Origin of the sequence: Rhodoligotrophos defluvii, assembly GCF_005281615.1 — a bacterium.
Classification (GTDB): Bacteria; Pseudomonadota; Alphaproteobacteria; order Rhizobiales; family Im1; genus Rhodoligotrophos; species Rhodoligotrophos defluvii.
In genome coordinates this window covers 911,168-924,532 of sequence record NZ_SZZM01000001.1, presented here as the reverse complement: position 1 = coordinate 924,532, position 13,365 = coordinate 911,168, and the positions used below count along the sequence as shown (strand labels likewise).

The window sequence follows — 13,365 nt, the reverse complement described above, 5'->3', positions numbered from 1 at the left end:
GGCGCTGCGCATCATTCGGGCTCAGGGCTGCTCCAGAAGCTTGGTGAGCAGCACGATCTCGCGCTGCAGCTGCTCATCCTTCTGCAGCAGCTCCTCGACCTTGCGAACGGCATGGAGAACGGTGGAGTGATCACGCCCACCGAACCGCCGGCCGATTTCCGGCAACGAACGCGAGGTGAGACGTTTCGCCAGATACATGCCGACCTGGCGCGGGCGCACGATCGAACGGGCGCGCCGCGGCGACAGAAGGTCCACCTTGGCAACGTTGTAGTGGCGGCCGACCACCCGCATGATGTCGTCGATCTTGATCCGCTGCACTTCCGCGCTCTGCACCAGATCGCGCAAAGCGGACGCAGCAAGATCGACCGACATGGGCGCCTGAACCAGCTGCTGATGGGCGATCACCCGGATCAGCGCCCCTTCGAGCTCGCGCCCACCGCCATTGACCCGGTTGGCGATGAACTCGACCACGTCGTCGGGCACGGCCACGGACGGATCCCGCCTGATCGCCTCGATGAGCCGCGCGTGCAGAATGCGACGCCTCAGCTCGAGCTCGGGTGGTTGAATGTCAACGATCAGCCCGCCCGCCAAGCGCGAGCGCATGCGCGCATCGATACTGTCGAGCTGGGTGGGAGGCACGTCGGCGGCAACGATCACCTGCCGCTTGGAATCGACCAGCGAATTGAAGGTGTGCAGGAACTCCTGCAGCATGGTCTTGCCCTGCAGGAACTGGAAATCGTCGACCAGCAAGACATCCACCGACTGGAACTGGTCCTTGAACAGGATGACGTCGCGGGCGCGGATCGCGGTGATGAAGTGGTACATGAACCGCTCGGCGCTGAGGAACATGACGCGCCGTTCCGGCTGTGTCTCACGCACCCGCCAGGCAATGGCATTGAGCAGATGGGTTTTCCCGAAGCCGGAGGGTGAATGGATATAGAGCGGATTGAAGCTGACCGGCGCGTCCACACATGCATCCGCCACCCGCATCGCCGCCGCATGGGCGAGTGCGTTGGACTTGCCGAGCAGGAAGGTGTCGAAGGTGAGATCCGGGTCAAGCGGGCTGCCACGGTCGAGCCCGCCGCCGCTAGCGGTGCGCCCGTCGCTATCCGATGCTGCAGCGGAAGCGGCAGGGACGCGCTGCGCCTGTGACACCGGGGCGACAGCGGAGATGTTGGCCGCCGCCTTCTGCGAGGGCTGCCGGCTTTCGCCACTTGCTTCGGAGCGCACGATGCGCACGGGTGTGCCACGGCTTCGCACGCGGATCTGAACCTCCTTGATGCCGCCCAGTTCAGCATCAGCGAGCATCACCAGCTTGTCCAGGTAGTGGGACTGGACCCAGTTGCGCAAGAATTGGGTAGACACCGATACGACGAGCCGGGCGCCCGACCGTTCCTCGATTTCCATGCGGGCGAACCAGCTCGAGAAGAGGTCCTCGCCGAGTTCCGCTCTGAGCCGGTCGGAGATGCGTCCCCACGCCGCCGCAAGATCGCCAGACCTAGACTCGTCAAATGCCACGCCCTGGTCCCCCCTGCTTGCAACGCCTGCCGATGTGGCTGGAGAGCCCGATGGTGAGAAGACAGCCGCCCCTGAGCGGGCCTTTAAGGGGTCCACGCTATCAGATGCCTGCCAATGATCTGGACCGCCCGCCCCCGATTTCTGCAAAAATTGCAAAGTTTGAACCGACCCCACGCTCTTCATCAGACAAACCCCTCTCGCGCTGCCAGGAGCAGCGCCGATAACTCATCAGGCCGACGCGATGGCCACGCCCACCCTAATCAGCTCAGCTGGTGCTAAAGAAAAACTCGCCCGCCGAGCGCGGCTTATTGGCCGGCGCCCTGCCCCCTTCCGTATTCAAAAACTCCCTGTTCGACCGTGCACAAATCCCCCGTTCCGGTGCCACAAGGGCGCCAGACCAAAACAACCAATACGCGCATTTTGACGTGGCGGAAGACCGAGCGGAAACGCAGATGAACCAGCCTGCCGACCGTCCTGCCACTGGTGACGCCACTTCAGCGAGGTCCCGGCGCCGTGTTCTTCTTGGCCGGTCCCCTGAAGCGCTTGGTGACCTTACACGGAGGCGGTGAGCATGACAACAGGCAACGATTCAATACGTCAGTATACGGACGTATATTTGCATGGTGGAGCAGGGTGCCAAGAAGGAGCAACCCATTAACAAGTTATTGAGTCGTCATATGAATCGGCAGTACCAAAAAAGGTAGTGGAAAAATGGCGGAAAACTGCGGTTTGCTTATTTCCCTATTTTTTACACACCTGCCGCGGACGGGTTCGGCGGCACCTGCCGAGGGGATGCCGATAACCACTTGTTCTGGCGGCGGAAATTATGACAAATCTTTATACGGAGTAATCTGAAAATGAAAAGGACGTGCCGGTTTCCCGGTCACGTCCTCATTCATATTGCCGTGTGATGTCAGGCTGGCATAGACTTAATACGGTGCGCCAGACGTGAAATCTTGCGCGCGGCGGCGTTGTGATGCAGCACGCCCTTGTTTGCGCCGCGCACAATTTCGGGTTGCGCAGCTCTCAACGCTTCCTCTGCCGCATTGCGGTCGCCGCCGGCGATCGCCTCTTCGACCTTGCGGACGAAGGTCCTCACGCGGCTACGGCGCGCGCCATTGATCGCCGTACGCCTTTGCGCCTGGCGGATAGCCTTCTTAGCCGAACGCGTGTTGGCCATGACGACAGTTCCTTCTTGAACGGAAATAGCTTGCGGGCGCCGGCACGACGACACGAGACCCGCTCACGCGGCGCTTATACCGGGGACCAGCGCGAGCGTCAACTCAGCGGTTCTTGAAGTTTGGCTGCCGCTTGTCGATGAAGGCAGTCATGCCCTCCTTCTGGTCCTCGGTCGCGAACATGGACTGGAAGACGCGCCTTTCGAAACGCACCCCCTCGGCAAGGGTGGTCTCATAGGCGCGGTTCACCGCCTCCTTCGCCAGCATCACGATCGGCAGGGAGAAACCGGCAATCTTCTCCGCCGCCTTCATGGCCTCGTCCAGCAGGGAATCCGCCGGCACGACACGGCTGACCAAGCCGGAACGCTCGGCCTCGGCCGCGTCCATCATGCGGCCGGTCAGCACCATGTCCATGGCCTTCGACTTGCCGACGAAGCGGGTCAGGCGCTGGGTGCCGCCGGCGCCGGGCATCACCCCAAGGGTGATCTCGGGCTGGCCGAACTTCGCACTCTCGGCGGCGATGATGAAATCGCACATCATCGCGAGCTCGCAGCCACCGCCCAAGGCGTAGCCGGCAACGGCCGCGACGATGGGCTTGCGGGTTTGGGACACCTTGTCCCAGGAGGTCAGAAAGTCCCCCTTATAGGCTTCCATATAGGTCTTGGTCTGCATCTCCTTGATATCGGCGCCGGCGGCAAAGGCCTTGTCGCTGCCGGTCAGCACGATGCAGCCGATCCTGTCATCGGCGTCGAATTCGGCCAGGGCCTGGATCAGCTCGTTCATCAAAGCCGTGTTCAGCGCGTTGAGCGCCTTCGGACGGTTGAGGGTGATCAGGCCGACGCGGCCGCGCATCTCAACGATGATGTTCTCGTAAGCCATCGAATTTCCCTGCTCTTCCCTGAGTGTGGCGTCACTCTAGCCAAGATCGGCCGCCATGCAACCGGCCCGTCAACGCTGGCAGGTTCGGCAATAGAAGGTGGAACGTCCACTCTGCACGACGCGCTCGACCGTCCCGCCGCAGCCGCCGCGCCGGCAGGGTTGGCCTTCCCGGTCATAGACCTCGAACGTGTGTTGAAAATAGCCAAGCTCGCCATTGGCCTGGGCATAGTCGCGCAGCGAGGAGCCGCCTGCGGCAATCGCGTCCTGCAACACGGCCTTGATGCTGCCGACAAGCCGCTCGAGCCCTTGCGGCGAGAGTGATCCCGCCTTGCGCTCCGGCGACAGTCCGGCCCGGAACAATGCCTCGCACACATATATATTGCCGAGCCCCGCGATGATGCGCTGGTCGAGCAGCGCGGCCTTCAGCGGCGCCTGCCGGCCGGCGAAGCGCGCGCCCAGATAGGCGGCATCGAACGCATCGTCCAACGGCTCCATGCCGATGTCCTTGAGCAGTCTGTGAGCGGCAAGCTCCTCCTCAACGGCAAGATCCATGATGCCGAACCGGCGCGGGTCGGCATAGACGATGCGGGTTCCGTCATCCATGGCGAAGATCACGTGATCATGGGGGCCTTCGCCGGCGCCTGCCGCAGCCGCATGGTAGAACGTGCCCGGCTTTCGCGCCTGACCTTCCGGCGGCACGATGGTGAAGCGGCCGGACATGCCGAGATGCATGATCAGAACGTCGCCACGATCGGTGAGGCCCAGCAGATATTTGGCGCGGCGGTCGATACGCTCGACCCGCGCGCCCTGGAGGCGCTGGCGAAAGTCGGGCGGAAAGGGAAAGCGCAGATCGTGCCGGCGCAGCTCCAGCCGGTCGATGCGATGGCCTGCCATCACACCGGCAAGGCCACGCCGGACCGTCTCTACCTCGGGCAGCTCAGGCATGCCGTGAGATCTCGCAGCTCGGCAAGTTGACCATAGCGGCAGGATTACGCCGAGCATACGCGCGTGCCAATAGAATTGCATGACATGCTGCGCTATGGTCGCCGGCAATGAACGAAGCTCCAGACGATAAGGCTCCGCAGGGGCCGCGCGATGCGGCGGCCGCAACGGCATCATTCGGCTATCGCACGGTGGCCGTGGGCGACAAGCAGCGCCTGGTCAATGACGTGTTTGCCAAGGTGGCGCGCCGCTACGACGTGATGAACGATCTCATGTCCGGCGGCCTACACCGTCTGTGGAAGGACGAGATGGTGACATGGCTCGCTCCGCCGACGGGCGGGCGGCCCTTTCACGTGCTGGACGTGGCCGGCGGCACGGGCGACGTCGCTCAGCGCATCCTGGAGCAGGGTGGCAGCGGCGTCCAGGTCACCCTCAGCGACATTTCCTTCGACATGGCCGCCGAAGGCCAGCGGCGCCTGCGCGAGGAGGCCGGCCGCGAAGCCGGCAGTCGGGAGACCGGCGTGCCGCGCCTTCGTGCCCTGGACTTTACCCGCCGTTTCGCAGGACGCGGACGGCCCGTGCAGAGCGCGCCAAGTCTCGCAAGCCGCTGCCGGTTCACTGTCGGCAACGCGGAGGCATTGCCGTTCCCGGACAAGAGCTTCGATGCCTATACGATTGCGTTCGGCATCCGCAATGTCACGCATATCGACAAGGCCCTGGCGGAAGCCTACCGGGTGCTGAAGCCGGGCGGCCGCTTCCTTTGCCTCGAGTTCTCGGAGGTGGATGTCCCGGGCCTCGCGGCGCTCTACGAGATCTATTCTTTCACCGCCATACCGGCCATGGGCAAGGTGGTGACCGGCGACGGCGCGCCCTACCGATATTTGGTCGAGAGCATACGCACCTTCCCCAACCAGGAAGCCTTCAAAGCCATGATTGCGGCCGCGGGGTTCGCCCAGGTGAAGTACCGCAACCTCACCGGCGGGATCGTTGCCATGCATTCCGCCTGGCGCCTGTGATCCGGGTCGGACGTCAGCTTGTGCCATGGTGAGCAGCGTTGCGAATATCGTGAACCTGATGCGGACAGGGTGGGTGCTCGCCCGGCACGACGCTTTCGGCGGGGTCGACAGTGTCAGCGAATTGCCGGCAGGCGCGCGGCTCGCACTTGCGCTCGGTCGCCGCATAGCAAGATCACGGCCTGGCCGTAAGAAGGGCCTGGCTGCGGCCATTGCCGAGCTCGGCCCGAGCTATATCAAGCTCGGCCAGTTTCTCGCAACGCGCGGCGACATCATCGGGGCAGAACGCGCATCCGAGCTGTCGAAGCTGCAGGACAAGTTGCCGCCGTTTCCGCGTGGTGCTGCTCTCGACGAAATCCGCGAGAGCCTCGGCGCAGCGCCCAAGGCGCTGTTCGAGGAGATCGGCCCGGCCATCGCCGCCGCCTCCATCGCCCAGGTGCACAAGGCCACCGTGCGGGAGGCGGACGGCTCGCTGCGGGAGGTGGCCGTCAAGGTGCTGCGGCCGGGCATCGAGCAGCGGTTCGCTCGCGATCTCGAGGCCTTCTACTGCGCTGCGCGGCTGATGGAACGGCACAGCCCGCCATCGCGCCGGCTGCGGCCGGTCAAGACCATCGACATGCTGGCCCAATCGGTGAAGCTCGAGATGGATTTGCGCATGGAGGCTGCGGCCATTTCCGAAATGGCCGACAATACCCGTAACGACCCGGGGTTCCGCGTGCCGCGGGTCGACTGGGAACGCACCGGGCGGCGGGTGCTGACCACGGAGTGGATCAACGGCACGCCGCTGAGCGACATCGATGCTCTGCGGGCGCGAGGGATCAATCTCGAGGCTCTTGGCGACATCATCATCCAGACTTTCCTCCGGCAAGCCATCCGCGACGGCTTCTTTCATGCGGACATGCACCCGGGCAACCTCTTCGTGGATGAGGCCGGGCTGCTGGTCGCGGTGGATTTCGGCATCACCGGCCGTCTCGACATGAAGGACAGGCGGTTCCTGGCCGAAATCCTGTGGGGGTTCATAACCCGGGATTATCAGCGGGTCTCGGACGTGCACTTCCAGGCGGGCTATGTGCCGCTCGACCAGTCGCCACAGCTGTTCGCGCAGGCCCTGCGCGCGATCGGCGAACCGCTGATGGACAAGCCGGCGGAGCAAATCTCGATGGCGCGGCTGCTGGGCCAGCTGTTCCACGTGACCGAGCAGTTCAACATGGCCACCCAGCCGCAGCTTTTGCTTCTGCAGAAGACCATGGTGGTGGTGGAAGGCGTGGCCCGCACCTTGAACCCGCGGCTCAATATGTGGGCCACCGCCGAGCCGGTGGTGCGAGACTGGGCCGAGCAAAACCTGGGTCCGGGCGCCTATCTCCACACTGCAGCAGAGGGCGCGGCGACGCTCGGGCGGCTGGTCAGCAACCTGCCGGAGCTGTTCACCGAGGCGGAGCGGACGGCCAAGCTGCTGGCCGATATGGCCTATGCGGGTGGCTTGCGGCTCGACGAGTCCACCAGCGAGGCCCTTGCCGCCGCCCAGGCGCGGCACAATCTCACTGCCAGGATTGCCCTGTGGATCGGCGTTCTGGCATTGGTGGTGCTTGCGATTGGCCAATTCATGTAAGGTGCAGGCGGGATTTGGCAGCGAGGCAGCCATGCTCAGGGACAAGCGCATATTGCTGATCGTCGGCGGCGGCATAGCCGCTTACAAGGATCTCATCCTGATCCGGCGGCTCCGCGAGCGCGGCGCCTCGGTGCAAGCCATCCTCACCAAGGCAGCCGAGCAGTTCGTGACGCCGTTATCGGTCGCGAGCCTTTCGGAGAACAAGGTCTACACCGATCTGTTCAACCTGACGGACGAATCGGAGATGGGACACATCCAGCTCTCCCGTTCGGCCGACCTCCTGGTGGTGGCGCCGGCCACGGCCGACCTCATCGCCAAGATGGCTGCGGGGCGGGCGGATGACCTCGCCTCCACCACCGTGCTGGCCACCGACACACCCGTGCTGATCGCCCCGGCGATGAATGTGCGCATGTGGGAGCATCCAGCGACGAAGCGGAACATGGCCACCCTGCGGAGCGATGGCGTAATCGTGGTGGGGCCGGAGCAGGGGGACATGGCCTGCGGCGAGTATGGCTACGGGCGCATGGCCGAGCCGGAAGCGATCGTTGCCGCCATCGAGGATTTCTTCGCGGCAGCGGTACACCGACCGCTGGCTGGCTTCAAGGTGCTGGTGACCGCCGGCCCGACACACGAGCCGATCGACCCGGTACGCTACATCGCCAACCGTTCCTCCGGGCAGCAGGGCTATGCCATTGCCGCCGCGAGCCAGCAGCTGGGGGCCGACACGGTTCTGGTGAGCGGCCCGACCGCGCTCGATGCTCCCGCCGGCGTCACGCTGCGGCGGGTCGAGACGGCGCAGCAGATGCTGGAAGCCTGCGAGGCGGAGCTGCCCTGCGATGTCGGCATATTCGCCGCGGCGGTAGCGGACTGGCGGGTGGGCAACGCCGCCGACCAGAAGATCAAAAAGCGCAAGGGCGAGCTACCGCCCCTCCGGCTGGTGGAGAATCCCGACATTCTCAAGACCATCGCGCGTTTGCAGAACCGGCGGCCCCGGCTGGTGGTGGGCTTTGCCGCCGAGACGCAAGACGTAATCACAAATGCCACGCGCAAACGCGAAGCGAAGGGCTGCGACTGGATCGTCGCCAATGACGTGTCGCCCGCCACGGGCATCATGGGCGGTCCCAACAATACGATCCACCTGGTGACCGGCGAGGGGGTGGAGGAGTGGCCCAACCTGCCCAAGGCGGAGGTCGGCCGGAAGCTCATGGAGCGGGTGGCCGAGGCCGTCCGAGCCGCGGCCCGATGAACGTCACCGTCGCCATCCAGCAGCTGCCGCATGGGCAGGACCTGCCTCTGCCCGGCTATGAGACGATGCTCGCGGCAGGCATGGATCTGCGCGCGGCCCTCGATGCGCCCTTGACGCTCGCCCCGGGCGACAGGGGGCTGGTGCCCACCGGCATCGCAATAGCCCTGCCGGAAGGCTACGAGGCCCAGGTGAGACCCCGTTCGGGCCTTGCCCTGCGCCATGGCGTCACCTGCCTCAATTCGCCGGGCACGATCGATGCGGATTTTCGCGGCGAGGTCAAGGTGATCCTCATCAATCTCGGCCAGGAGCCCGTAACCCTCGAACGGGGGGACCGCATCGCGCAGATGGTGCTGGCCCCGGTGACGAGAGCCGTCTGGGAGCGGGTGGAGGCGCTGGATGAGACGCCTCGCGGGGCCGGCGGCTTCGGCTCCTCCGGCCGGCGCTGAGGCTGGGGGTTCATCGGATGGTTCTCAGCGAAGGCGAGATCGAGCGCTATGCCCGGCACCTGCTGCTGAAGGAGGTCGGGGGGCCCGGTCAGCAGCGGCTCAAGGCAGCCAGGGTGCTGGTGGTGGGCGCGGGCGGCCTCGGTGCGCCGGTGCTGCTTTATCTGGCCGCGGCAGGCATCGGCACCCTTGGCATCGTCGACGATGACAGGGTGAGCCTTCCGAACCTCCAGCGACAGGTAGTGCATGACACGCTCTCCGTAGGCTTGGCCAAGACGGATAGCGCGGCCGCCGCGGTGCGCCGGCTCAACCCCCATGTGACCGTGCAACTGCATACGCTGCGACTCACCCGGGAAAATGCGCACGACATCGTGTCCGGCTATGACATCGTGGCCGATGGGTCGGACCTATATGTCACCCGGCTCGCGGTGAGCGATGCCTGTGCGGCGGCGCGCATTCCCCTGGTCTCGGCGGCGGTCGCCAGGTTCGATGGGCAGATCACCACGTTCAAACCCTATCAGATGCGGCCGGATGGGAGTCCCTGGCCATCCTATCGCGATCTCTATCCCGAGGGCCTCGATCCCGGCGCGCTGCCCACTTGCGAGGAGGTGGGCATCATCGGGGCGCTGACCGGTGTCATCGGCTCCCTGCAGGCGGTGGAGGTGATCAAAGAACTGCTGGGCATAGGCGACAGCCTGGCCGGGCGGCTGCTGGTCTATGATGCCTTGGGGCCCCGCTTCTACGAAATGGCGATCGGCTAAGGTCCTGCGATGGGCATTGAGCCGCCGCGGGGCCGGTGCTATCGGAGCGTTCATTTTTTGAAGGAGATTCGCTCGTGACATTCACGCTCTATTACAAGGCCGGCGCGTGCTCGCTGGCGCCCCATATCGTCGCCTGCGAAGCCGGGATCCCGCTGGACCTGGTATCCGTCGACCTCGCGACCAAGAAGACCGAAACCGGCGATGACTATCTGGCCGTCAACCCGAAAGGCTATGTCCCGGCACTCGAGCTTGACAACGGCCAGGTGCTCACAGAGGTGGCCGTGGTCGTGCAGTATCTTGCCGACCGGAAGCCGGAGGCAAGCCTGATTCCGCCGGCCGGCTCTCTAGACCGCTATCGGGTCCAGGAATGGCTCGCCTTCACCGGTGCCGAGCTGCACAAGAACTATTTCCCGCTGTTTGTGGCCAATGCCCCGGAAGCCGCGAAGGAGTTGGCCCGCTCCGTGCTGGCGCAACGGCTCAAGGTGGTGGACCAGGCGCTCGCGCGAAACCCCTTTCTGACGGGGGATACTTTCACCGTCGCCGATGCCTATGCATGGGTCGTGCTGAGCTGGTCCCGTCGCGCGGGCGTGGACCTCAGCGCCTACCCCGGCATCCTTCGCTTCCTGGAGGACGTCCGCGCGCGTCCAGCCGTGCAGCGGGCCCGGAGCGAGGAGGGCCTTGCCTGAGGCGCAAGGGTTCCCCTGCGCCCGTTACAGCATGGTGGGCAGCACGCGGTCTGGCGGCGTGTGCCCATCGACGAAGGTCTTGATGTTGATGATGACCTTCTCGCCCATGTCGATGCGACCCTCGATCGTTGCCGAGCCCATATGAGGCAGCAACACGGCGCGCGAGCACTTGATGAGCCGTGGATTGACGGCCGGCTCATGCTCGAACACGTCGAGGCCGGCCCCGGCCAGCTCGCCGGCCTCCAGCATGCGCGCAAGGGCGTTTTCGTCGATAACCTCGCCGCGCGACGTGTTCACGATGATGGCCGTGGGCTTCATCAGCCGCAGCCGGCGTGCGTTCAGCAGGTGGTAGGTGGCGGGCGTGTGGGGGCAGTTGACCGAGATCACGTCCATGCGCGCCAGCATCTGGTCGAGGCTTTCCCAGTAGGTCGCCTCCAGCTCCTCCTCGAGGCGCGCGTTGACCGGCCGCCGGTTGTGATAGTGGATCTGCAGGCCGAAGGCCTTGGCCCGCCGTGCGACCGCCGAGCCGATGCGGCCCATGCCGATGATGCCCAGGCGCTTGCCATAGATGCGGTGGCCGAGCATCCAGGTCGGCGACCAGCCAGTCCAGGGTTTTTCGCCGCCGATGATCGCTGCCCCCTCGGTGAGACGGCGCGCCACGGCCAGAATGAGGGCCATGGTCATGTCGGCGGTGTCTTCGGTGAGTACTCCCGGCGTGTTGGTGACGATGATTCCCCGCGCGCTGGCGGTTTCCACATCGATGTTGTCGACGCCGGTGCCGAAATTGGCGATCAATCTGAGCTGCGGACCAGACTGCGACAGCACCGCCTTGTCGATACGGTCCGTCACCGTCGGCACCAACACGTCAGCGGTCTGCACCGCGTGAACAAGCTCGGCCTGGGACAGCGGCATATCGTCCAGGTTCAATCGCGTGTCGAAGAGCTCGCGCATGCGCGTTTCCACCACGTCCGGCAGCTTACGCGTGACGATCACCAGCGGCTTCCGCTTCGGCATTGAGCCCCTCCTCAACCTGGAACGGGTGTGGCGCTCCCGCTCAGCCCCTCCTATAGGCTGAGGCACACTCTTTAAGTCCGGATGGTGCTTGTGTAAACTGCGCAGGCAAGGACACAGGGCTTCTCCTGGCCCAGCTCGATCAGCAGACTCAACACGTTTTGGAAACGGTTTCTATGCTCTTGTCCCGGATCGTGGGTGAGATAGACGCCGGGTGATTCGCGCATGAAGCAAAGGAGCAGACGTGCGGCATCTCTCGCCGTCATCCTGATGGGCGCGGTGGCGCTGGCGCTCGCCGTGGCCGGCACTGCCGGCCTCAATCAGCTGGCCAACGCGACGGGAGAGGAGGCGAAGTCGGATGCGGCACCGAGCGGGTCCCGCACGCTCGGGCCCAGCGGCTTGCCGCTGCCCCGCTTCGTCAGCCTCAAGTCGGACGAGGTGAACGTGCGCCGTGGTCCTAGCAGCGAGCACCAGATCGTATGGGTGTATTCCCGGCGCAACCTGCCAGTGGAGATCATCGCCGAGTTCGAGAATTGGCGCCGGGTGCGCGACAGTGACGGGGAGGAGGGCTGGGTGTATCACAGCCTGCTGTCGAGCCGGCGCACCGTATTGGTCTCGCCCTGGAAGGAAGGGGCAAGCACCATGATGATGCAGCAGTCAGACGAGAGCAGCCGGCCGGTCGCCAAGGTGGAGTCGGGCGTCCTCGGCTTTGTGCAGCAATGTACAGGACGCTGGTGCCGGGTGCAGATCGGCAGCTATAGCGGCTGGCTGCCGCAGAACATGCTGTGGGGCGTCTATCCCGGCGAGAAGATCGAATGAAGCTGGCTCAGCTTTCCTGAGCCAGACGGATGATGACGTCGATGCGCGAGATCGACGTGCCTTCCGGCGCTTCCGGAATGCCGACCACCTGCAGCTCATCACTCTCGATATCCACCAGCTTGCCGGTGTTTTCGACGAAAAAGTGATAATGGTTGGAGGTGTTTGTGTCGAAATAGGTCTTGGCGCCCTCGACCGCAACCTCACGCAGCAAGCCTGCGCGCGTGAACTGGTTGAGGGTGTTGTAGACGGTGGCCAGCGAAACCGGCACGCGCGCCCGCACCGCCTCATCGTGCAGCTCTTCCGCCGTGACGTGACGATCGCCAACGCTGAACAGAAGGCGAGCCAGCGAGACGCGCTGCCGGGTCGGACGCAGGCCTGCATGCCGCAGCTTGGCTACGACAGTCGCCTCTCCAGCCTGAAGCACCGGTTCATTCATTCAGCAACCTTCGTCCATTCAACAAGACATCGCCGCGTTTTTGACGACGCGGTGAGAATGCCTCGCATGTAGCATTTGTGGGAGGCGCCAGCAAGTTTCATTCCGCCGCATAGCATGGCGTCTCACCATGAGGTGGCGAGAGGCTTTCAGCGACGGCTCTGGTATGATAGGAAGCGGCAAAGCCGCGAGGCCAGCACCACGCGGCTGTGGCAGCGCCACGCATATCTAGGTTCAAACATAGGGCCTTGATGCAAAAAGGCTCAATTGCAAACAAAGCTTGGGCAAGGAATGCTTCAGCGGAAATCGAGCTATGGCTATGAGGAACTGCTCGCCTGTGCCCGGGGCGAGCTATTCGGTCCGGGAAACGCGCAGCTTCCGCTTCCGCCCATGCTCATGTTCGACCGGATTTCCTCGATCTCGGAGCAGGGCGGGGAATATGGCAAGGGCGAGATCGTCGCCGAGCTCGATATAAAGCCGGATCTGTGGTTCTTTCCGTGCCATTTCCTGGGTGATCCGGTGATGCCGGGCTGCCTCGGTCTCGATGCTCTCTGGCAGCTTCTCGGCTTTTTCCTGGGCTGGCTGGGCAGCCCAGGCAAGGGGCGTGCGCTCAGCGTCGGGGAGGTAAAATTCACCGACATGGTTGTGCCGTCTGTCACGAAGGTCGAATATGTTGTGAATCTCAAGCGCGTGATCCAGCGCAAGCTGACGCTTGGGATTGCCGACGGCCTGCTGAAGGCCGACGGCCGTGCGCTTTATACCGCACAGGATTTGAAGGTCGGCCTCTTCACCCCAAGTAAGGCGTGAGGACCGGGCATCGACAACAG

At 64.3% G+C, this 13,365-nt stretch carries 14 protein-coding genes; 8 read left to right on the top strand and 6 right to left on the bottom strand.

Going from position 1 to position 13,365, the window contains the following annotated elements; genetic code table 11:
- Positions 1 to 21 precede the first annotated feature (21 nt).
- From dnaA to mutM, 4 genes are all read right to left on the bottom strand, one after another.
- Complete coding sequence (gene dnaA / locus E4P09_RS04445; RefSeq protein WP_239025021.1) at positions 22 to 1,518, bottom strand: chromosomal replication initiator protein DnaA; 1,497 nt, start codon at positions 1,516 to 1,518, stop codon at positions 22 to 24.
- 913 nt (positions 1,519 to 2,431) lie between these two features.
- A complete protein-coding gene (gene rpsT, locus E4P09_RS04440) occupies positions 2,432 to 2,698 on the bottom strand; it encodes a 30S ribosomal protein S20 (RefSeq protein ID WP_137388338.1) in 267 nt (88 codons plus the stop codon).
- A 103-nt stretch (positions 2,699 to 2,801) separates the two neighbouring features.
- Positions 2,802 to 3,575, bottom strand: a complete 774-nt coding sequence (locus E4P09_RS04435; protein WP_137388337.1) for an enoyl-CoA hydratase — start codon at positions 3,573 to 3,575, stop codon at positions 2,802 to 2,804.
- A gap of 69 nt (positions 3,576 to 3,644) precedes the next feature.
- The gene (gene mutM, locus E4P09_RS04430; protein WP_137388336.1) at positions 3,645 to 4,520 is read right to left on the bottom strand and encodes a bifunctional DNA-formamidopyrimidine glycosylase/DNA-(apurinic or apyrimidinic site) lyase; all 876 of its coding nucleotides are present in this window, start codon (positions 4,518 to 4,520) and stop codon (positions 3,645 to 3,647) included.
- Between the two features lie 107 nt (positions 4,521 to 4,627).
- Between mutM and E4P09_RS04425 the strand changes: the two genes are divergently transcribed.
- From E4P09_RS04425 to gstA, 6 genes are all read left to right on the top strand, one after another.
- Complete coding sequence (locus tag E4P09_RS04425) at positions 4,628 to 5,533, top strand: class I SAM-dependent methyltransferase (RefSeq protein ID WP_137388335.1); 906 nt, start codon at positions 4,628 to 4,630, stop codon at positions 5,531 to 5,533.
- Positions 5,534 to 5,558: 25 nt separating this feature from the next.
- Positions 5,559 to 7,139, top strand: coding sequence for a 2-polyprenylphenol 6-hydroxylase (gene ubiB / locus E4P09_RS04420; protein ID WP_137388334.1), 1,581 nt, complete (start codon positions 5,559 to 5,561; stop codon positions 7,137 to 7,139).
- Positions 7,140 to 7,170: 31 nt separating this feature from the next.
- Positions 7,171 to 8,385: a bifunctional phosphopantothenoylcysteine decarboxylase/phosphopantothenate--cysteine ligase CoaBC gene (gene coaBC / locus E4P09_RS04415; RefSeq protein WP_137388333.1), complete on the top strand. Its 1,215-nt coding sequence runs from the start codon at positions 7,171 to 7,173 to the stop codon at positions 8,383 to 8,385.
- Positions 8,382 to 8,831: a dUTP diphosphatase gene (gene dut / locus E4P09_RS04410; RefSeq protein WP_137388332.1), complete on the top strand. Its 450-nt coding sequence runs from the start codon at positions 8,382 to 8,384 to the stop codon at positions 8,829 to 8,831. The genes coaBC and dut overlap by 4 nt, the downstream gene beginning before the upstream one ends.
- A gap of 17 nt (positions 8,832 to 8,848) precedes the next feature.
- Positions 8,849 to 9,589: a HesA/MoeB/ThiF family protein gene (locus E4P09_RS04405; RefSeq protein WP_137388331.1), complete on the top strand. Its 741-nt coding sequence runs from the start codon at positions 8,849 to 8,851 to the stop codon at positions 9,587 to 9,589.
- 74 nt (positions 9,590 to 9,663) lie between these two features.
- The gene (gene gstA / locus E4P09_RS04400) at positions 9,664 to 10,275 is read left to right on the top strand and encodes a glutathione transferase GstA (protein WP_137388330.1); all 612 of its coding nucleotides are present in this window, start codon (positions 9,664 to 9,666) and stop codon (positions 10,273 to 10,275) included.
- 24 nt (positions 10,276 to 10,299) lie between these two features.
- On the opposite strand, the gene E4P09_RS04395 is transcribed toward gstA, so the two are convergent.
- Complete coding sequence (locus E4P09_RS04395; protein WP_137388329.1) at positions 10,300 to 11,289, bottom strand: 2-hydroxyacid dehydrogenase; 990 nt, start codon at positions 11,287 to 11,289, stop codon at positions 10,300 to 10,302.
- Between the two features lie 222 nt (positions 11,290 to 11,511).
- Here E4P09_RS04395 and E4P09_RS04390 point away from each other — a divergent pair, with 222 nt between their 5' ends.
- Positions 11,512 to 12,105: an SH3 domain-containing protein gene (locus tag E4P09_RS04390; protein WP_170984226.1), complete on the top strand. Its 594-nt coding sequence runs from the start codon at positions 11,512 to 11,514 to the stop codon at positions 12,103 to 12,105.
- 7 nt (positions 12,106 to 12,112) lie between these two features.
- On the opposite strand, the gene irrA is transcribed toward E4P09_RS04390, so the two are convergent.
- Positions 12,113 to 12,541, bottom strand: a complete 429-nt coding sequence (gene irrA, locus E4P09_RS04385) for an iron response transcriptional regulator IrrA (RefSeq protein ID WP_137388328.1) — start codon at positions 12,539 to 12,541, stop codon at positions 12,113 to 12,115.
- Positions 12,542 to 12,829: 288 nt separating this feature from the next.
- Here irrA and fabA point away from each other — a divergent pair, with 288 nt between their 5' ends.
- A complete protein-coding gene (gene fabA / locus E4P09_RS04380; protein ID WP_137388327.1) occupies positions 12,830 to 13,345 on the top strand; it encodes a 3-hydroxyacyl-[acyl-carrier-protein] dehydratase FabA in 516 nt (171 codons plus the stop codon).
- The last annotated feature ends 20 nt before the right edge of the window (positions 13,346 to 13,365 follow it).